Source organism: Brevundimonas sp. MF30-B (assembly GCF_004683885.1).
In the GTDB taxonomy this organism is placed as follows: Bacteria; Pseudomonadota; Alphaproteobacteria; order Caulobacterales; family Caulobacteraceae; genus Brevundimonas.
On the sequence record NZ_CP038440.1, the window covers coordinates 2,072,399 to 2,092,014 of the forward strand.

Sequence of the window (19,616 nt, forward strand, 5' to 3'; positions counted from 1 at the left end):
AAGGTCAAACTCCGCGACCACCGCGCACGGCGCCGACAAAGCTCTTCCAACTCAGCTTCACGTCGGACAGTGCGCCGGCGCGGAAAGCTCGGCCAGCCAACCAGACCATCAGAAGCGCCGTGGCGAACATGCCGGCAAGCGTCCCGAAAACCTCGACCATCGGCGGGTCGCTGGGAGCGCGCGCGCTCATCAGGAACGGGGTGAAAAAGGGAACCCAGGAAAGCACCTTGACCAGTGTCGCGTCGGGGGTGCGTAAAGCCATCTGCATGACGATGATGGGCACGACCAGGATCATCATGATCGGACCCATCAGGGTCTGGGCGTCACGCGGCGTTTCGCAGAAGGCGCCGATGGCGGCGAACAGCACCGCATACATCAGATACCCGCCGACCATGTAGAGGATGAAATAGAGCACAAGGCCGTCGTGCATCAGCACCGACGCCACATCGCGAGCAATGTCGGGAGCCGCCGTGACCAGGCCGATTCCGCCCAGCAGGCCCCAGGACGCCAGCACCGCAAGGGTCAGAAGCGCCACCCCGAGGACCTTGCCCGTCAGGATCTCGGTCGCCGATGCCGAGGAGAGCAAGACCTCCAAAATCTTGTTGGACTTTTCCTCCATCACCGAGTTGAGCAGGATCGACGCCCCCGTGATGATCAGGGACCACAGCAGGAAACCGGCCAACAGTCCGATCAGGCCAGGCATGCGGTCACGCAAGGACACCTCGCCGCCGCTGGCCGAACGCGGGGAGAAGATGCTGACCTGAGGCCGGAACCGCTCGGTCTGCACGACGACCTCGGGATCAATGCCCGCCCCTCCGAACACCTGCTGACGGTTCGCGGCCCGAAGCGCCTCGCGCACAGCGTCTTCGACGGTGCTGTCCGAGGTGCGTGCGGTCCAGAGCCGGGCTGCCGGGCGGCCCTCGATCTGGCTGAGGAAAACCACGGCCGAGAGACGCTCTTCCTCGGGCGCGTCGTCGCCCAGATAGCGCCGCACCTCCGCATCCCGCGCCTCGCCGGGAACGGCCTGGACCACGGACGCCGGAGCCTCAACCAGACGGATCGTCGGTCGCGGCGGGTTGAAGGCCTGTGCGGCGCGCGGAGATTCACGGCGCAAGGCTTCCAGACCCGCGTCATAGCCGCCGACATCGGACGCCGAACGAACGCGATCACCCGCCGCCGTTCCGCCCTCGGGGATGGCCGCCAGACGCAAGGCGTTCACCGCCCTCTGCGCCTGGTCGGCCTCAAGAGCCTGACGCACAGACGCGGCGAGGCCAGCCTGAGGCGGCGCATCATCGATGATGGCCACGGTGCGGGTTGGCTCCGCATTGCGCATCAGGATCGGAATTGCCCCGCCCAGCACGGCGAACAGCGGAAAGGCCAGCAGGGACAGCCAGAAGCCGACGGTCTTCGCGTAAGCGAGGAATTCACGGCGTGCGATCAGCAGCGTGCGGCTCATCATTCGCCCTCCGTCTCGGCGGTAACCCGCTGATCCTGATCCGGATTGTCGCCGGTCAGATTGATGAAGGCGTCGTGCAAGGTCGGCTCTTTCAGATTGAACCGTCGGACATCGAGCCCGCCGAGGAATGCCGCCTTCAGCGCCGCCTGGCCCTCGACTCCTGGGGACAGGTGGGCGCGATAGCCGGCTTCCCCTGTCGATTCGACCGAGGCCACGCCCGGCAAGGACGCGACATCCTCGGGCGTCATCGCGCCTTCAAGCTCTAAGACGCGAGGCGAGGTGGCGCGAGCCTCATCAACCGATCCCTCAAACGCCTTTCTTCCGCTCGCGATCAGCACGACCTTGTCGCACAGACGCTCCGCATGCTGCATGACGTGGGTCGAAAACAGCACTGTCGTGCCGTCTGCCGCCAGACCGCGGATCATCTCCTCCAATCCCTGCTGGTTCATCGGATCGAGCCCCGAGAAGGGCTCGTCAAGGATGACGAACTCAGGCCTGTGCACGACCGAGGCGATCAGTTGCACCTTCTGGGCCATCCCCTTGGACAGCTCCTTCATCTTCTTCTTCTGGGAGGCGCCGAGACCCTGTGATTCCAGCATGGCCCGCGCGCGCCGGCGGCCTTCAGCGGGAGCCAGCCCCTTCAGGGAGCCGAAAAACGCGATGGCGTCGACCGGCGTCATCTTCTTGTACAGACCGCGCTCTTCAGGAAGGAACCCGATCCGGTCCCGGACCTGGCGTCCGTCGTTCGCGCCCAGTATCTCGATATGGCCAGACGTGACGGGCTGCAGCCCCAAGATCATTCTAAGGGTCGAGGTCTTGCCAGCGCCGTTCGGCCCGAGGAATCCGCATATGGTTCCCCTGGGCACCTGAAAGCTCAGGTCACTGACGGCCTGGAAACTTCCATATCTTTTGCTTACGCCCTGAAGCGTCAACGCCGCCGTCATGGCCCCTCCCGATACCCATCTTACGAGAGGCTACCAAGCCCGCCCCCTGGGGGGCCAGCGCAAAGCTCAACCTTGCGGCGATTTAATCACGAGGTCGAAGCTGCGGCCCAGCACGCGTTCAGGGTTCACTTGGCCGCCGTTGCGCTTGACCTCAAAATGCAGGTGGGGGCCGGTCGAAAAGCCAGTCGATCCGACCAGGCCGATGCGCTGGCCGTGCGCGACCTCCTGGCCGCTGGCCACGTCGATCCGGCTGAGGTGGGCGTAGAGAGTGGTCATGCCGTTCGGGTGGCGCAGCTCGATGAAGTTGCCGTAGCCGCCGGCCTGATAGCCGCTGCGCAGAACGCGCCCCTCGGCCGCCGCGAAGACCGAAGTGCCCTTGGGAGCGGCGATGTCGATTCCGTTGTGCGCCCGCGCCTTGCTCTCCGACGCCAGACGGCGCAGCCCGAAGCGCGAATTCACGGCGTAACCCTTCACCGGCATGTCGAAGGCCAGCTTGCGGGTGACCGGCCCGGCGGGCTCGATCTCGGCCTTGATCGGCGGAGCGATGGGGGCGGAGTGGGCCTGGGGCGCCTCGGCGGCGACGGCCGTACGGGTGGCGCTGGGCGCCGCCGCCATGGCCAGCACGCCGATGGCCAGCAGGGCGCCGGTCTGGCCAGAGTGCATCAGGAAGGACTTCGCGTTCGGAAGCAGGCGTCGCATTCGGCGGCGTCTCCATCTTCGGCTCGAAGAGAGCGGGAAGACCGCCGGCGATGCAGGCTCGCGCATCGTCCTCGGCGATCGGGTTCGACCGCCTTTCTAAGGATCGATGGGGCGAGAATGGGACGCGGCGGGCGGCGTATCGCCGCAGGGACGGAACCGCCCGCCTTGTCGGGATCAGAGCGGCAAGCTCAGCTTGATCGCGCCCATGTGGCTGTCGGCGGCGTCGCCGAACCGCCCCTTGTAGCCGACGCTGACCTGAATGCGTCCGACCTCGCCGGCGAAGCCGACGTCGGCCAGAGCCTGGCCGCCGAACGGATTCTCTCCACCTCGCGACAGGCGCTGAGCCGGGTTGCCCTGAATGCCGACACGCACCGGATCGAAGCCGTCGTCCAGCATATCGCGATAGCCGCCCTCGGCGTAGAGACGGAAGGCGCCCATGTCGCTTTCGGCGCGCAGTGTGACCTCGCCGGCGACCCCGTTGATGCGTCGGTCGGCGTATTCCAACTGAGCGGCCGCGCCCTCTTCGAAGAACCCGTCGACATTGGTGCGCCCCCAGGTCACGGCCGCTCGGGGCGAAAGCGCAATGCCGCCCATGTCGAACCAGACGCCGCCTTGAATACGCGCGCCGATGCTGTCGCCCCGGGTCGCGGCCATGTGCCGAATGGGCCCAACGCCGGTGAAGCGGCGGATGTCGTTATAGTCGTCATTGGCGACGCCGGCCGAGGCGGCGAGGAACCCCTGCCCCATTCTCAGGCCGCCATAAACGTCAAGCGCCAGGCTTTGCAGTTCGAAGCTCATCGGGCCCGCTTCGACCTCGGCTTGAGCGACGCGGCCGGCCAGGCCCATGCGCATGGTTTCGGTGCCGGATTCGATCCCGATCCAGCCGCCGAATCCGTCCGAGCGCGAGCTGGAGACCGGTCCGCGAGCGTCTGTCTCGGTGCGATCCACAGTCAGGCCGCCGTGCACCGCGGTGCCATTGGCCCAGGGCGCCGCGCCGGCCATGGCGGCGGTGCCCGCCGCCAGCGCGTCTTCCCGATGACGCCACGCCGTCTCGCCCAGCAGAGACGCCGTGGCGCCGCGGTCAGCGTAATACAGGTAGTCGTTGGCCAGGCTGGCGATAACCCGATGTCCGGCAGCCGTGGGATGCACCCCGTCGAAGTAGAAATAGGTGTCGGGGTTCGAACACACCGTGAATGGGACCTCGATGAAACAACGGTCGGTGACGTTGGTTACGCCGAAGGCCTGCGGGTTGGCCGCGATCGTGTCGCCGGCCTTGAACAGGTCCATCAGGATGATGTTCGTCCCGGGGCGCGCTGCGGCCGTGGCGTTCGCGCCCGTAAGCAAGGCCCCGTTGAACGTCGTCACGGCGAAGTCGGCCAGAGGCGCGGCAGTGGTGCCGCGGAACTGCGGCGTCAGGCTAAGCTTGGGCAGATTTACCAACAGGATCGTCCCCGCCCCGGCCCCGGCCACGCCGCTGACGATGGCGTTGATGTCCGTGGCCGCAGACAGAGACACCGCCGCGATCGACCCGGTCGGATTGGCGCTCGCCCCGGCCGCCGGCAGGCCCTGGAAGATGTTGTTGGCGCCGCCCAGCACGGTCACCAGGTCGTTGGCGCCGAACACCCCGCCGCGGGACTGATAGTTGGCCAGCTGCGCCCGCATGCCGAGCGGGCTGGCGCTGAAGTCCGTTCGCGCCCCGCCAAAGGCGTAGTTGATATTGCCGGTGACCGCGCCGTTGAAGTTCACCGCGTTGAAGCCCAGCAGTTCAGTGAACACCGGCCCGGTCGAGAACCGGCCCTGGAAGTAAGGCGGCGACGGCGGCTGGGCCCCGCCTGTGGCCAGAAATAGATTGCCATTGTCGCTCAGGCTGTCGCCGAACACGACGAGGCGACCGTACGTCTGGGCCGAAGCGGTTCCAGCCACGGCGCATGCCGCGAGCGCGAGGGCGGCGACAGCGCCGCCACGAAGAAGACGAGACATGTATTTCCTCCCGAAACCGTCGAACGCGGCTCTTGGGACGGCAGTGTGCGCCTGTTCTCGCCAAGCGCAAGTCTACGCAACGTCAACTTGTCGGAAGAAACTTGGCTGATCGGCGATCAACGCAGGGTTCGGAACCGGAGCGTTCCCGTCACGGCCTTCAAGGCCTCCAAGGCTGCGGGATCATAGTCGCGGTCCACGTCGGTGATGACATAGCCGGTGCGTTCGTCGGTCTTCAGATGCTGGCCCAGGATGTTCAGCCCCGCCGACGCCAGCGCCTGGTTCAACTCCGCCAGCACGCCCGGCTGATTGCGGTGGATGTGCAGCAGGCGATGCGCGCCCGACACCTCGGCCAGCTGCACGTTCGGCAGGTTGACGCAGAAGGTGGTGTCTCCGCGGTTCAGATAGCCCAGCAGGCGTTCGGCCGCGAACTCGGCGATGGCCTCCTGGGCCTCTTCGGTCGAGCCGCCGATGTGCGGCGTCAGGATCACGTTCTTCAGCCCCTGAAGTGGACTATCGAAGGGGTCGTCGTTAGTGCGCGGCTCTTCGGGGAAGACGTCGACGGCTGCGCCCGCCACCCGGCCCGCGCCCAGCGCTTGGGCCAGCGCCCCCATGTCGACCACATGGCCGCGCGACAGGTTCAGAAACAGGACGCCCGGCTTCATGCGCGCGAACTGATCGGCGCCGATCAGCCCCGCGTTCTCACCTCGGCCGTCGACATGCAGCGTCACCACGTCGCTTTCGGCAAGAAGCGCGTCCAGCGACCTCATCCGCCGCGCGTTGCCAAGCGCCAGACGCTCGCTGAGATCGTGGAACAGCACGCGCATGCCCAGGTTCTCGGCCAGGACCGACAGTTGGCTGCCGATCGCGCCATAGCCGACGATGCCCAGGGTCTTGCCGCGCAGCTCGCGAGATCCGGTCGCGGACTTGTTCCACTGGCCGCGATGCATGGCGCTGGACTTGTCGGCCACATCTCGCATGAGAACGATCATGAGGCCGATCGCCAGTTCGACCACCGAACGGGTGTTGGAATAGGGGGCGTTGAAGGCGGCGACCGCGTGGTCGGCGGCGGCGTCCAGATCGATCTGATTGACGCCGATGCAGAAGGCGGCGATGGCCATCAGCTTGTCGGCCTCTTCCAGAACCCGGCGCGACACGGTCGTCTTGGAGCGGATGCCCAGGACATGCACCCCCCTGATCGCGGCGATCAGATCGTCCTCGTCCAGCGCGCCCTTGCGCGTCTCGACCGAATAGCCCGCCTCCTCCAGCCGTTGGACGGCGGCAGGGTGTATGTTCTCCAGCAGCAGCATCCGCATCCGGCTGCGCGGAAAGGACCAGCGCCCGCCCAGGCCCTCGGCGTGCAGCACCTCGTCCAGCGAGGCCGCCTCGGCGTCGGCCGCCTTCACCACCGTCGGGCGGCGCACGATCTCGGTGAAGGCGTAGAAGACGTCCGCCGCACCGGCCAGCTTGACCTCGGCGTCATTCCAGCCGTCGCCCACCATGACGACGCGGCCTGTCAGCCTCAGTCCGTGGATGACCGCCGGCTTGCCGTCGGCGTGGGCCAGGGGGTTGGCGTCCTCCACCCCGGTCACGCGGCCTTCGGCGTCATAGATCAGGTCGTTGGCCAGCACCCGCTCGGGCTCCACGCCCATCAGTTCGGCCAGCGGCGCGATGATGTCGCGAAAGCCGCCCGACAGGATCACCACCCGGTCGCTCTCGGCGCGCAGGGCGTCCAGGTTGCGGCGGACCGAGGGCGTAAGATGATCGACCGCCCGGCCGGCGAGCGTCTGCACGTGGTCGCGGGTCAGGGGCAGCAGCGCCAGCCGGCGGGTCAGCGCCTCGCCGAACGGCAGGTCGCCGGCCATGGCGCGATCGGTCAAGTCGCCGATCTCGGCGCGGATGGCTGCGGCGTCCGCATGCCCCGCGAGCGCGATGTCAGCCAGGGCCTCCAGCGTCTCGAAGTCGACCAGGGTCGAGTCGAAATCCAGGATCAGGGTCGGGCGCGCGCTCATGAAGCCAGCTTGGCCGACCTTCGCAGACGCAGCAATGGGCGTCGCGCCTCGCTCTCGTCCTCGCTCAGGGGCGATCTGGCCGCTATGCTGCGACTCATATGCCCATTCGCCGCCTCCCCCCCGAGACCGTCAACCGCATCGCCGCCGGCGAGGTGGTCGAACGCCCGGCCAGCGCCATCAAGGAGCTGGTCGAGAACGCCCTGGACGCGGGCGCGGGCCGTATCGAGGTTCAGGCCGACGGCGGCGGCCTGTCGCGCATCCTGATCGCCGACGACGGCAAGGGCATTCCCAGGGACGAACTGCCCCTGGCGGTCGAGCGCCACGCCACTTCCAAGCTGGAGCCGGACGATGCGGGCGACGTCGATCTGTTGCGCATTCACACTCTCGGCTTCCGGGGCGAGGCCCTCCCCTCCATCGGGTCGGTCGCCCGGCTGAGCATCACCACCCGAGCTCGGGACGAGGACGACGCCTGGGCAGTGGTGGTCGAGGGCGGCGATCAGCGCCCGCTGGCGCCCGCCGGCTTCCCCGGCCCGCACGGCGCACGCGTCGAGGTGCGCGACCTGTTCTACGCCACGCCCGCGCGGCTCAAGTTCATGAAGTCCGAGCGGTCCGAGGCCATGGCCATCTCGGAAGAGATCAAACGTCAGGCCATGGCGCACGAGGCTGTGGCCTTCACCCTGACGCTGGACGGCAAGACGACGCTGCGCCTGCCCGCTGAACATCCCGGCGACGAGGGTCGGCTGAAGCGGCTTGCCGCTCTGCTCGGCCGCGACTTCGAGGCCAACGCCCTGCTGATCGACCAGGCCCGGGACGGTGTGCGGCTGACGGGCTATGCGGGCCTGCCCACCTATTCGCGGGGCAATGCGGCGCATCAGTATCTGTTCGTCAACGGCCGCCCGGTTAAGGACCGGCTGCTGCAAGGCGCGTTGCGCGGCGCCTACGCCGACTTTCTGGCGCGCGACCGGCACCCGGCGGCGGTGTTGTTTCTGGAGATCGACCCGCTGTTCGTGGACGTGAACGTCCATCCGGCCAAGGCCGAGGTGCGGTTCCGCGACCCGGCTCTGGTGCGCGGCCTGATCGTGGGCGCCCTGCGCCACGCCCTGCACGCCGCCGGCCACCGCGCCTCGACCACCGTGGCCGCCGACGCCTTGTCTGGATTTCAGGCGCACGCGGGCGCGCCGGCCTTCAGCCCGTCTTCGCCCTCGGCTGCCGGGTGGAGCGGGTGGACCGGCTGGAGCCAGCCAGCTGCGGCCGCTCAGGTTCTGCCCGGCTTGGCGGAACGCTCAGCCCGGGTCGAGGCGGCGTCCCCCGGCTTTTCGGCGTGGCCCGAGCAGGCGTCGCCGGCGAACGCGCCACCCGAACTGATCGACCACCCCCTGGGCGCGGCGCGGGCGCAACTGCACGCCAACTACATCGTGGCCCAGACCCGCGACGGCCTGGTCATCGTCGACCAGCACGCCGCCCATGAGCGCCTGGTCTATGAACGGATGAAGGCGCAGATGGCCGACGGCGCCGTCACCCGTCAGGCTCTGCTCGCTCCCGAGGTGGTGGAACTGGATCCCGCCGAGGCCGAGCGCGTGATCGCCAAGGCCGAGGAGCTGGCCGAGATGGGCCTGATCGTCGAGGCGTTCGGCGGCGGGGCCGTGCTGGTGCGCGAGACGCCGGCCTTGCTGGGCGACACGGACGTGCCGGGCCTGATCCGCGACATCGCCGACGACATGAGCGAACATGGCGCGGCGCTGTCGCTGAAGGAGCGGATGGCCGAGGTGTGCGGCACCATGGCCTGCCACGGCTCGGTCCGATCGGGCCGCGTGCTGTCGGCCGCCGAGATGAACGCCCTGCTGCGCCAGATGGAGGCCACGCCGCATTCCGGCCAGTGCAACCACGGCCGTCCAACCTATGTCGAGCTGAAGCTCCACGACCTCGAGAAGCTGTTCGGGCGGCGATGAGGACAAACCGTCGCAGCCCCTTGCTGTTGCGACCGGTTCTCAATCTCTTTAGGCAGGCGTCATCGCAATGCAGGAGCAGACGATGACCTTCGGCAAGATCGGCGCTATGGCGACCGCGATCGCGGCCCTGACCCTCGCGGCCTGCGGCCAACAGCAACCGGCTCAGGAGACCGGGGAGCAGGTGCTGAACCTCTACACGGCGCGCCACTATGACGCCGACCAGGCGCTGTACGACCGCTTCACCGAACAGACCGGCATTCGCATCAACAAGATCGAGGGCAACGCCGATCAGTTGATCGCGCGCATGACCGCCGAGGGCGCCAACAGCCCGGCCGACATCTTCGTCACCGCCGACGCCGGCGCCCTGTGGCGGGCGCAGGACGCCGGACTGCTGCAGCCGACCACCGACAGCGCTGCCCTGAACGAGCGCATCCCTGCCAATCTGCGCGCGCCGGAAGGCCAGTGGTTCGGCTTCTCGCGCCGCGCCCGCGTGGTCGCCTATGACCAGGCCAAGGTCCGCCCCGAGGAGGTTGACACCTACGAAAAGCTTGCCGAGCCGCGCTTCCGGGGCCGCATCTGCGTCCGTTCGGGCGACAACGTCTACAATCTCAGCCTGATAGGCGCCCTGATCGAGGCCTGGGGCCCCGAGCGCGCCCGCGCCTGGGCCGACGGCATCGTCGCCAACCTGGCCCGCCAGCCCGAGGGCGGCGACCGCGATCAGATCCGCGCCATCGCCGCCGGCGTCTGCGAGGTCGCCCTGACCAACAGCTACTACTACATCCGCATGGCCAACGGCGACGACGCCAACGACCGGCGCGTGACCGAGACCGTGAAGCTGGGCTTCCCGTCGCTGAACGGCCAGGGCGCGCATGTGAACGTGTCGGGCGGCGGCGTGGCCGCGCACGCCCCGAACCGCGAGGCGGCCGTGCGCTTCCTGGAGTTCCTGGCCAGTGACGAGTCGCAGCAGACCGTCTCGCGCATGAACTACGAGTATCCGGCCGTGGCCTCGGTCGCCGCGCCGGCGCCGGTTGACGCCTATGCGGACTTCACCGCCAATCCGATGTCGGTCGCGACGTACGGTCCGCGTCAGGCCGAGGCCCGCTCGATCATGAGCGCGGCGGGCTGGCGATAAGCCCGACCCAGACATCGTCTTCGACAGCCCGCCTCGGCCGACGCCGAGGCGGGTTTTCGCCTTTGAAGGCCCTGGCTCTGCTGGCGGCCCTGGTCGCCATCCTGCCGCTGGTCGGCGTGCTGTGGGCCAGCATCGGCGGCGCGGGCGCGGACATCGCCGGGCGCGACATCGCCCGTTACGCAGCGACCTCGGCCATCCTGGCGGTTTTGGTAGCCGGGCTGACGGGCGTAGCGGGATCCGTGGCGGCCTGGCTGGTGGTCATGCATCGATTTCCGGGACGGAACATCTTTGCCTGGGCCCTGGCCCTGCCGCTGGCCGCGCCCGCCTTCGCCGTGGCCTATGCCTATGCCGACCTGTTCGACGTGGCCGGGCCCTTGCGGTTCTGGACGCGGGACGAGCTGGGTTTCGACATCCCCATCCAGATGCGGTCCATCCCCGGCGCGGCCCTGGTGCTGGCCTGCGCCTTCTACCCATACGTCTATCTGGCCATGCGCGCGGCCTTCGTGAACCAGTCCAGCAACCTGCTGGACGCGGCGCGCAGCCTGGGCTGCGGCTCGAGCCAGGCCTTCCGCCGCATCGCCCTGCCCCTGGCCCGCCCGGCGCTGGCGGCGGGGATCGCGCTCGCGGTCATGGAGACCCTGGCCGACTATGGCGCGGTCGAGTTCCTCAGCGTCCAGACCCTGACCACAGGCGTCGTGCGCGCCTGGTCGGTCTATGGCTCGACCGTGTCGGCCGCGCGCTTCGCCCTGCCTCTGCTCGGCGCGGCGGCGCTGCTGCTGTGGATCGAGCGTTGGGGCCGCAAGGGCCGCGGTTTCGAGAGCGCCCGGGCCCGCTATCGCGAAATCGAGACGACGCGGCTGACCGGTTTCAAGGCGGCGGGCGCCACCGCCTTCTGCCTGACCCTGCTGACGCTGGGGCTGCTGCTGCCGCTGAGCTGGCTGGTCATCCGCTCCATCGGCGTGACGCCGGACTGGAGCCGCCTGATGACGGCCGGGCGGAACACGCTGATGTTCGGCGGCGCCGGGGCGGTCACGACCGTGCTGCTGGCGACCCTGCTGGCGCTGGGCGCGCGACAGCTGCCGGTGACGGCGCGCGTGGCCAGCCTGGGCTATGCGACGCCCGGCGCGGTCATGGCCATCGGGCTGCTGGCCCCCGCCGGCGTGGTGTGGAGCCTGTTTCCGGGCGCGGCCTCCGGGCTGGGCGCCGGGCTGATCCTGGTCGTCTACGCCTATGCGGCGCGGCTGATGGCGGCGGCGCTGGAGCCGATCGACGCGGGCCTTGCGCGCATTCCGCCGTCGCTGAACCACGCCGCCCGCAGCCTGGGCCGGGGCGAGCTGGGCTCTGCCTGGCGAATCGAGCTGCCGCTGGTGCGCGGCACGCTGCTGACGGCCCTGCTGATCGTCTTCATCGACGTTCTGAAGGAGCTGCCGGCCACCCTGATCCTGCGGCCGTTCAACGTCGACACCCTGGCCGTCCTGGCCTCCAACTACGCCCTGGACGAGCGGCTGCCCCAGGCGGGCTGGCCGTCGATCCTGATCATCCTGATCGCCCTGCCCGCCGTGATCTGGCTCAGCCGCAAGATCGCCGCCGCCAGGCCCGGAGCGCGCACATGAGCGACCTGATCCTGGACGGCGTCAGCCGCCGCTACGGCCCCAAGATCGCCGTCGAGGACGTCAGCCTGACCCTTCGCCCCGGCCGGATCACCGCCCTGCTCGGCCCGTCCGGCTCGGGCAAGAGCACGCTTCTGCGCCTGATCGCGGGCCTGGAGCAGCCGGACGCGGGCGAAATCCGACTGGGCGACGCCGTGCTGTCCAGCCCCTCAGGCCATGTCGCGCCGGAGAGCCGCGATGTCGGCCTGGTGTTCCAGGATTACGCCCTGTTCCCCCACCTGACCGTGCTGGCCAATGTCGCCTTCGGCCTGGGCCACATTCCGCGTCGCCGGCGCGAGGCGCGGGCGCTCAAGCTCTTGGAGCAGGTCGGCCTGGGCGACCGCGCGCGCAGCTGGCCTCATGCCCTGTCCGGCGGCGAGCAGCAGCGCGTGGCTTTGATGCGGGCGCTGGCGCGCGAGCCGCGCGTGCTGCTGCTGGACGAGCCCTTCTCGGGCCTGGACCGCCACATGCGGACCTCGGTGCGCGACTTCCTGTTCCCCGCGCTCAAGGCCTCGGGCGCGGCGGTCGCGGTGGTCACCCATGACGCCGAGGAGGCCCTGCTGCTGGCCGACGATCTGGCCCTGCTGAGCCAGGGGCGGCTGCTGCAGACCGGGACGCCCGCCGCCTGCTATCGCCGTCCGGTGTCGCCCGAAGCCGCGCGCCTGCTGGGCGAGGCCGCGACGCTGCGGGCCGAGGTTTCGAACGGCCGCGCGCGCACGGCCTTTGGTGAGTTGCCGGCGCTGGACCTGCCCGACGGTCCCGCCGTCGTCGTGGTGCGTCCCGAAAGTCTGCGGCCTGATCCGCAGGGTGTGGCGGCCCAGGTGATCGACGTGCGCTTCTCGGGAGCAGGCAGCGACTATCGGCTGGTGATCGGCGACGAAGCCCTGACCCTGCGCGCCGCCGAAGGTCTGGCGGAAACGGACGCGACTCTGACCGTCAGCCTCGATCCGCTGACGGCTCGGGTCTATCGCGCCTGACCGCCGGCTCAGCCCAGAGTGAAGGCCTCGACGAGGCCGGTGACCGCGCCGTCCGTGCCGACGGGTCCGCGATTGCTGTAGACGACCCCCGCGCCGACGCCTGACGCGCCGGCGATCGCATAGACCACGCCATCGACCGCCGCTGCGGCCAGGCCGTGGCGGGGCGTGAGCATGTCCGGTCCCTGGGTCCAGGCGTCGCGCGCCAGCTCATAGATCCAGGTCTCGGAGAACACGCCGCCGCCTCCGCCCGGCGCGAACCATTCGCCGCCGAACGCGACCAGCCGCCCGCCGGTCTCGACCAGCGCCAGGCCGCCGCCGACCTGCTGACCCGTCGTGGGCGACGGCGGGATCGGCGCCAGCGTGTGCCAGGCGTCGGTTTCGGGGTCGTAGCGATCCAGCCGCCCCGTGCCGCCGCCCTGAACCGTTCGGCCGCCCGCGACATAGAGCTTTCCGTCCATCACCGCCCCCGCCGCGCTGTTGCGAGGCGCCGGCGCCGGCCGCGCCGTGTCCCAGCGGTTGTCGGCCGGCGTGAAGACCAGATGGTCGGTCGTGTCGTTCTGATCCCGCCACTGGGCGTTGGCCTCGCCCGGCCGCCGTCCCGTGACCAGGTGGATGTGGTCGCCCAGCCCGGCGCCGACGGTCTCGGCCAGCGGGTGCGGCATGCGCCCGACCTGGGCCCACAGGCCGTCGTCGATGGCCCAGACCTCGCGCATCGAGGTCCAGTCGCCCTCGCGCCGGTCGTAGCCGCCGAACGCCCAGAGCCGCCCGCCCTGCGACACCAGCATCGGATGGTGCCGGGACTGCGGCAGGCGCGGTCCTTCCTCCCAGCTGTCGGCGGCCGGGTCGTAGATGGCGGTGCGGTCGTTGATGTGGATGCCGCCCGGCCGTCCGACCAGGCCGCCGGCCGTCCAGATCCGGCCCTCGTGCACGGCGGCGTAGACCTCCTGGGTCTCCCACGGCATCTTGGCGCGAGGGCTCCACCCCGGCTGGCGGGCCTGAACGACGGAAGGAACGGCTGCGGCGGCGGCGGTCAGGGCGAGCAGGCTGCGGCGATCGATACGGGTCATCCGGGCAGGCTAGAGCAAGGCTGAAGAAAAATCTGCCCAGCCTTATCACCGTCTCCCCGGCGAAGGCCGGGGTCCAGAGGTTCGCGCATAAACTTCAGACGATCAGATCGCAGTCCTGGGCCCCGGCCTTCGCCGGGGAGACGGCAGGTTCAGACCTCGTCCGAAGTCTCCGCGACCTTGAGGAACAGCACCCGCGCGGCGCCGTAGTCGCGGGCGTCGAGACGTTCATAGCCCGGCGTGTCGATCTCCGGCTCGTCGGAGCCGCGCTCGAACACCACGACAGCGCCGCGCGCCAGCCAGTCGCCTTCAAGCAATTTCGCCAGCGTCTGTTCGCCCAGGCCCTGACGATAGGGTGGATCCAGAAACGCCAGGGTGAAGGCTTCCCCCGCCGATCCGGGGCGCGCACCCATGTCGGTGGCGCTGCGCCGATGCACGCGGCAGCGGCCGAACAGGCCGAAGGCGTCCATGTTCTCCCGGATCGCGCCCCGCGCGCCGTCATCGGTCTCAACGAACAGGGCGAAGGCCGCGCCGCGCGACAGAGCCTCGAAACCCAAAGCGCCAGAGCCGGCGTACAGGTCAATGACCCGCGCTTCCTGCAAGCCGTCGGCCCAGCCCGCGTGCTCCAGCACGTTGAACACAGCCTGGCGCGCCCGGTCCGAAGTCGGACGCGTGTTCTGGCCGTCAGGCGTCGAAATGGCCCGGCCCTTAAGATTTCCCGCGACGATCCTCATGCCGCACGCCTCTGACCGGAACGGAAGACGAATGCAACGCTGGCGTCATGACTTTCGCGAGACTGGCCCGCCTTCGCATCACCCAGGCTGTGCGGGCGTCGCACCGCAGTCCATATGTGCTTGATGCCGCCTTGCCTCGCCCCTGGCTCAGCCTGGCGAAGATGATCGGCCTTTCGGCCGCGACCCTGCTTGGTTCGGTGGTGCTGGCGGGTGTCCTTCTGGGTCTTGCGGGAGTTCTCGGCGACCGAGTCGACTTCGGTCTGTTCATCGCCGCCATTCCCCCAGGCTGGTCAAGCCTGAACTACGAGATAACGCTTCTGGCCGCGGTCGCGGGCCCGCTGATCGTCATGGCGCTGGCGATCCTTGCGGCCGCGATGGTGATCTATAGACGACCTGCGAGCGCTTTTCTCTGGCCGGGGCGGCGTCCGTCATGGCGACTGCTTTGGTCGGGCTTCGCCGCGATGGTGCTGCTCGGGCTGGTGTTCGGACAAGCACACGATCTCTCGGCGCCGTCGGGCGCGCCGCCCCTGTTCGACGCCGACCACTCGCTCGAAGCCAGGGTGATCTACGCCCTCGCCGTGGCAGCACTGGGTCTGATCGCCGTGACGGCGGAAGAGATCGCGTTCCGGGGCGTGCTGCTGAGAATCACGGCGGGGTTCACTCGAAATCTCTGGCTGTTGTGCCTGATCAACGGGGTGCTGTTCTCCGCTATCCACCTCGACCCCGATCCTGGGGCCTTCGTCGCGCGCGCCCTGTCGGGCGTCGTCTGGACATGGGCCGCTCTGAGACTGGGCGGGATCGAGTTCGCCATCGGCGCGCACTGGGCCAACAACCTCGTCATCGACTGGCTGGACAGGCTCCCATCGCTGGATGTGGACATCGCGGCCGCCTATCTGGTTCTGGAGGTCGCGATCGCAGCCTTGATGCTCGTTTTCGTGGAGTTGACGGCCCATTGGCGGAGTCGGCGCAACCGCACTCCGGCTGACTAGCCGCGCCCTCGCCCGCCGCCCGGCCTGCCCCCTGGACCACCCGGCTTCTCACCACGGGCGCGGGGCGGACTCGACCGAGTCCCGCCGGGCCGACCGAACGTCTTGCCGCCGCCCTTTGCGCCGCTCTTCGACCCACTCTTGGGCGCGCTGCGGCGGTCCTCGATGAACTGATCCGGCCGCGGCTCGCGCTTGAAGGATTTACGTGGCCGCTCGCCGTCGCCGCCTTCGCTCGCTTCGGGGCGTGCGCGGGGCTTGAAGGTCTTGGTGTGCTCGAACTTCGGCGCGGCCTTGGCCCAGCCGGCCTTCTTGGCCGGGCGCTCGCGGCGTTCGGCGGCGTCGACCTGGGCCGTCTCGGCGGCGCGCACGCGGCTGGGCTTGCGCGAAGGATCCGACAGGGCCGAGCCGGACTTGCCGACGATCTTGGGTGTGGACACGCGACGGCCGGGGACGGGCGCCGGCGTCTCGACCGTATTGCCGGTCGGCAGGTTCTCGGGCCGGATGTGATCGGCCAGCATCTCGCGGATCACGCGCGGGCCGACTTCCTCGACCGCGCCGATGGGCAGGGTGCCCAGCTGGAACGGGCCATAGGCCAGGCGGATCAGGCGGTTGACGGTCAGGCCGACCGACTCCAGCACCTTGCGGACTTCGCGGTTCTTGCCCTCGGTGATGGAGACGCTGATCCACAGATTGGCCGGGCCGCGCTCGCCCTCGGGCGTGTCCTTGGCCTTGTCCAGCGTCGCCTCGATCGGCCCATAGTGGACGCCATCGACGGTGCAGCCGGTCTTCAGCTTGTCCAGCTCGGCCTGGGTCACGCGGCCTCGCGCCCGCGCCCGATACTGGCGCACCAGGGCCGTGGTCGGCAGCTCCAGCGCCCGGCTGAGTTCACCGTCGTTGGTCAGCAGCAGCAGGCCTTCGGTGTTCAGGTCCAGCCGTCCGACCGAAATCACGCGCGGCAGGCCGCTGGGCAGGGCGTCGAACACGGTCGGCCGTCCGGCGGGATCGTTATGGCTGGTCAGCAGGCCGGCGGGCTTGTGGTAGCGCCAGACGCGCGTCGCCTGGGCCGAGCCGATCGGCTTGCCGTCCACGGTGATCTTGTCGTCGCGCGTCACCAGGGTGGCGGGCGTGTCCAGAATCTTGCCGTTCACCGCCACCTTGCCCAGGCCGATCAGGCGCTCGACCTCGCGGCGCGAGGCGATGCCGGCGCGGGCCATGGCCTTGGCGATGCGTTCGGTGCGTTTGGGCTCGACGGCGGGACGCGCGTCCTTGCCCCCTGCCTTTGGGCCGCTCTTGGGCCCGCCGGACTTGAAGCCGCCGGGCTTGGCGCCGCCCTTGGCGAACGGTTTGCGGTCGCCCTTGTCGGTGAAGTTGCGGGGCGCGTCGCGACCGGCGTCTTGACGCGGGCGAGGGTTCTTGGCGTTGTCTTTGGGATGGCGATCCATGATGAGCGGTTCATGCGCATGGCGCTCGGCCTTGCGCAAGCGGCGGCTGACGCTGGAGAGACGCCCGTCGGAGCGGTGATCGTCGATGAGACCACCGGCGAAGTGGTCGCCGACGGCGCAAACCGCCCCATCGCCTCGCACGATCCGACGGCCCACGCCGAGATCGCGGCCCTGCGAGCAGCGGGAGAAAAGCTGAATAATTACAGACTGACCGGCCTGACGCTTTATGTGACGCTGGAACCCTGCGCGATGTGCGCCGGAGCCATCAGCCATGCGCGGATCGGCCGCGTCGTCTTCGGCGCGGAGGACGCCAAGGGCGGCGGTGTTCTTCACGGGCCGCGCGTCTTCGATCAACCGACCTGTCACTGGCGACCCACGGTGGACAGCGGGCTGCTGGCCGAGGAATCGGCGGAACTGCTACGTGGCTTCTTCCGCGCCCGTCGCAAGGGCGGAACGGCGGCGAAGATCGCACGTTGAGCGGCCATGAAGCGCTGCCTTATCGCCCTGCCCGTTCTCTTTCTCTCAGCATGCGGGCCCGAGCCGCGCGACGCGCCGACCGACGGCGACGCCGTCCAAGCCCGCGCTCAGGAGGCCCAGACCGCCAGCCGCCGCACCGGCGCCGAGATCCAGGACCGCGCTCTGAACCGCGTCGTCCGCGCGGTCTACCTCTGCAATAACGGCGAGCGTCTCTCGGTCGACTTCGACAATCCGCGCGAGATGGCCACGGTGCGCAACTCCAGCGGCGAAGCCGTCGACCTGTATCAGGAGCGCGCGGGCTCCGGCATCTGGTACCGCGCCTCGGGCTACGAGCTGCGCGGCGCGGGCGCCATGGCGACCTGGACGGCCGACGGACGCGAACCGACCGACTGCCGCGCCGTCGACTAATCGTCGATGTCAGGCCGCCTCTGAGGCGAGGAACGCCATAACGGCGTCCGCGTCCACGTTCCGCGCTATGTGAGCGCGCCCGATGCCGTCGGCCAGCACCAGCGTCAGTCGCCCGCCTTCGGCCTTCTTGTCGGTCGCCATGCGCGCGGTCAGGGCCGATGCGGAGAATCGACGGACTTCCGTCAGCCGCGTCGGCAGCCCGGCCGCCGAGAACACCGTTGCGACCCGCTCCGCGTCCTGGATCGAACACAGGCGTTGATGCACGGAAAAGCGGAACGCCAGGCAGCAGCCCAGGGCCACCGCTTCGCCGTGCGTCAGCTTCGTCTCGTCGAAATCGAGCTCGGCTTCCAGGGCATGGCCGAAGGTGTGACCCAGATTCAACAGGGCGCGGCGCCCGGCTTCCTTTTCGTCCTGGCCCACGATGGCGCTCTTGATCTGGACCGAGCGAACCACGGCCTGCTCCAGCGCCGCCGTGTCGCCCCTCGCGCCGGCCGCGCCCTCCCCGGCCAGCCAGTCGAAGAAGTCCCCATCGCACATCAGGCCGTGCTTCAGCACCTCGGCCCAGCCGGACCGCACTTGCCGCTCGGGCAAGGTCGCCAGCACGTCGATGTCGGCCAGCACCAAGCGGGGTTGGTGAAAGGCGCCGATCAGGTTCTTGCCGCGCGGCGTGTCGATGGCGGTTTTGCCGCCGACCGAGGAGTCCACCTGCGCCAGCAGGCTAGTCGGGATCTGCACAAAGTCGATGCCGCGCATGTAGAGCGCCGCCGCCAGGCCCGCGAGGTCGCCGACCACCCCGCCGCCCAGGGCGATGACGATGTCGGTCCGATCCAGCCCCATGGCCAGCATCCGGTCCAGCACGCGCTCCAGCTCCGAAAAGGACTTGGACGCCTCGCCCGCCGGAACGGTGATCAGACGCGGCCGCACGCCCGTCGCCTCCAGAGCGGCCATAAGCGCGGGTGCGTGCAGGGCGGCGACGGTCTCGTCGCTGACGATGACGGTGCGGCCTCGCGCCAGCGGCGCGACGTGCTCGCCAGCCCGGCCAAGCAGACCCCGGCCGACGATCACCTCGTACGGGCGGAAGCCGCCGCCGTGGACGGTCACGCGGGTCATGTCGAGGCATCCTGTGTGAAACGGTCCAGCGCGGAGACGATGGCGTCCACCGCTTGGGCGTGAGACCCCGCGCCCACATCCACGGTGATGTCGGCCTGGGCGTAGAGCGGATAGCGCGCCTCGGCCAGCTCGCTCAACGCCTTCACAGGGTCGCGGCCGCGCAGCAAGGGCCGGGTGTCGCGGCGCTGAACGCGCTGAGCCACCACGCCGAGGTCGGCGCGCATCCAGACCGTCACAGCGCGGCTCTTCAGCGCTTCACGGGTCGAGGCGTTCAGGATCGCGCCGCCGCCGGTCGCCAGGACCATGGGCGGACCGTCAAGCAGGCGGCGGATCACGCGGGCCTCGCCGGCGCGGAACTCGGCTTCGCCCAAGCTGGCGAAGATTTCAGCGACGTTCATGCCGGCGGCCGATTCGATCTCGGCGTCGCCGTCAGCGAACGGCAGGTCCAGCCGTTGAGCCAGACGACGTCCGACCGTGGATTTTCCCACACCCATCAGGCCGATCAAGGCTATGGTGCGGTCCGGCCGCCAAACGCGTGCGGTCACGGGCGCGGCTCGCAGCGATTGGGGACAGGCGTGGTCAAGACGGCGGACATGGTCG

17 protein-coding genes and 1 pseudogene are annotated in these 19,616 nt (G+C 69.3%); 7 read left to right on the top strand and 11 right to left on the bottom strand.

The features are described 5' to 3' along the window. Positions 1-4: 4 nt before the first annotated feature. The 6 genes and pseudogenes from E4M01_RS10560 to E4M01_RS14705 all read right to left on the bottom strand — a co-directional run. The gene (locus E4M01_RS10560) at positions 5-1,459 is read right to left on the bottom strand and encodes an ABC transporter permease (RefSeq protein ID WP_245161282.1); all 1,455 of its coding nucleotides are present in this window, start codon (positions 1,457-1,459) and stop codon (positions 5-7) included. Beyond that, positions 1,456-2,400: an ABC transporter ATP-binding protein gene (locus tag E4M01_RS10565; protein WP_135065003.1), complete on the bottom strand. Its 945-nt coding sequence runs from the start codon at positions 2,398-2,400 to the stop codon at positions 1,456-1,458. Before E4M01_RS10565 ends, E4M01_RS10560 begins: the two co-directional genes overlap by 4 nt. A 66-nt stretch (positions 2,401-2,466) precedes the next feature. Then, the gene (locus E4M01_RS10570) at positions 2,467-3,099 is read right to left on the bottom strand and encodes a M23 family metallopeptidase (protein WP_135065000.1); all 633 of its coding nucleotides are present in this window, start codon (positions 3,097-3,099) and stop codon (positions 2,467-2,469) included. A gap of 174 nt (positions 3,100-3,273) precedes the next feature. After that, positions 3,274-5,079: an autotransporter domain-containing protein gene (locus tag E4M01_RS10575; RefSeq protein WP_135064997.1), complete on the bottom strand. Its 1,806-nt coding sequence runs from the start codon at positions 5,077-5,079 to the stop codon at positions 3,274-3,276. Positions 5,080-5,195: 116 nt separating this feature from the next. Then, on the bottom strand, positions 5,196-6,425 hold the full coding sequence (gene serA / locus E4M01_RS14700; protein ID WP_371682923.1) for a phosphoglycerate dehydrogenase: 1,230 nt from the start codon (positions 6,423-6,425) through the stop codon (positions 5,196-5,198). A gap of 135 nt (positions 6,426-6,560) precedes the next feature. Continuing rightward, positions 6,561-7,088, bottom strand: a pseudogene (locus tag E4M01_RS14705) (HAD-IB family phosphatase); the annotation flags it as partial. Between the two features lie 98 nt (positions 7,089-7,186). On the opposite strand from E4M01_RS14705, the gene mutL reads away from it, so the two are divergent. The 4 genes from mutL (at position 7,187) to E4M01_RS10600 (ending at position 12,795) form a co-directional block, all read left to right on the top strand. Next, complete coding sequence (gene mutL / locus E4M01_RS10585; RefSeq protein WP_135064991.1) at positions 7,187-9,037, top strand: DNA mismatch repair endonuclease MutL; 1,851 nt, start codon at positions 7,187-7,189, stop codon at positions 9,035-9,037. An 82-nt stretch (positions 9,038-9,119) separates the two neighbouring features. Further along, complete coding sequence (locus E4M01_RS10590; protein ID WP_245158297.1) at positions 9,120-10,169, top strand: extracellular solute-binding protein; 1,050 nt, start codon at positions 9,120-9,122, stop codon at positions 10,167-10,169. A gap of 62 nt (positions 10,170-10,231) precedes the next feature. Further along, complete coding sequence (locus tag E4M01_RS10595; RefSeq protein WP_135064985.1) at positions 10,232-11,782, top strand: iron ABC transporter permease; 1,551 nt, start codon at positions 10,232-10,234, stop codon at positions 11,780-11,782. Continuing rightward, positions 11,779-12,795 (top strand): ABC transporter ATP-binding protein, encoded by a 1,017-nt coding sequence (locus tag E4M01_RS10600; RefSeq protein WP_135064982.1) that lies wholly within the window; start codon positions 11,779-11,781, stop codon positions 12,793-12,795. The genes E4M01_RS10595 and E4M01_RS10600 overlap by 4 nt, the downstream gene beginning before the upstream one ends. 8 nt (positions 12,796-12,803) lie before the next feature. Here E4M01_RS10600 and E4M01_RS10605 read toward each other — a convergent pair whose 3' ends face one another. After that, on the bottom strand, positions 12,804-13,862 hold the full coding sequence (locus E4M01_RS10605; protein WP_135064979.1) for a kelch repeat-containing protein: 1,059 nt from the start codon (positions 13,860-13,862) through the stop codon (positions 12,804-12,806). 149 nt (positions 13,863-14,011) lie between these two features. After that, positions 14,012-14,593 carry a 16S rRNA (guanine(966)-N(2))-methyltransferase RsmD gene (gene rsmD / locus E4M01_RS10610; protein ID WP_135064976.1) on the bottom strand — a complete coding sequence of 194 codons (582 nt, stop codon included), beginning with the start codon at positions 14,591-14,593 and terminating at the stop codon, positions 14,012-14,014. Positions 14,594-14,640: 47 nt separating this feature from the next. Between rsmD and E4M01_RS10615 the strand changes: the two genes are divergently transcribed. Continuing rightward, positions 14,641-15,582: a CPBP family intramembrane glutamic endopeptidase gene (locus tag E4M01_RS10615; RefSeq protein ID WP_135064973.1), complete on the top strand. Its 942-nt coding sequence runs from the start codon at positions 14,641-14,643 to the stop codon at positions 15,580-15,582. On the opposite strand, the gene E4M01_RS10620 is transcribed toward E4M01_RS10615, so the two are convergent. Then, positions 15,579-17,021 (bottom strand): pseudouridine synthase, encoded by a 1,443-nt coding sequence (locus E4M01_RS10620; protein WP_135064970.1) that lies wholly within the window; start codon positions 17,019-17,021, stop codon positions 15,579-15,581. The genes E4M01_RS10615 and E4M01_RS10620 overlap by 4 nt on opposite strands. On the opposite strand from E4M01_RS10620, the gene tadA reads away from it, so the two are divergent. Together tadA and E4M01_RS10630 are read left to right on the top strand one after the other, a co-directional pair. Beyond that, complete coding sequence (tadA, locus tag E4M01_RS10625) at positions 17,010-17,498, top strand: tRNA adenosine(34) deaminase TadA (RefSeq protein ID WP_209316027.1); 489 nt, start codon at positions 17,010-17,012, stop codon at positions 17,496-17,498. The genes E4M01_RS10620 and tadA overlap by 12 nt on opposite strands. A 6-nt stretch (positions 17,499-17,504) precedes the next feature. Continuing rightward, entirely contained in the window at positions 17,505-17,906 is a 402-nt protein-coding gene (locus E4M01_RS10630) for an MliC family protein (RefSeq protein WP_135064964.1), read from the top strand. A gap of 9 nt (positions 17,907-17,915) precedes the next feature. Here the strand turns inward: E4M01_RS10630 and aroB are convergent, their stop codons facing one another. Both aroB and E4M01_RS10640 read right to left on the bottom strand, forming a co-directional pair. Continuing rightward, the gene (aroB, locus tag E4M01_RS10635) at positions 17,916-19,016 is read right to left on the bottom strand and encodes a 3-dehydroquinate synthase (RefSeq protein WP_135064961.1); all 1,101 of its coding nucleotides are present in this window, start codon (positions 19,014-19,016) and stop codon (positions 17,916-17,918) included. Then, on the bottom strand, positions 19,013-19,576 hold the full coding sequence (locus E4M01_RS10640; protein ID WP_371682924.1) for a shikimate kinase: 564 nt from the start codon (positions 19,574-19,576) through the stop codon (positions 19,013-19,015). The genes aroB and E4M01_RS10640 overlap by 4 nt, the downstream gene beginning before the upstream one ends. Positions 19,577-19,616 lie beyond the last annotated feature (40 nt).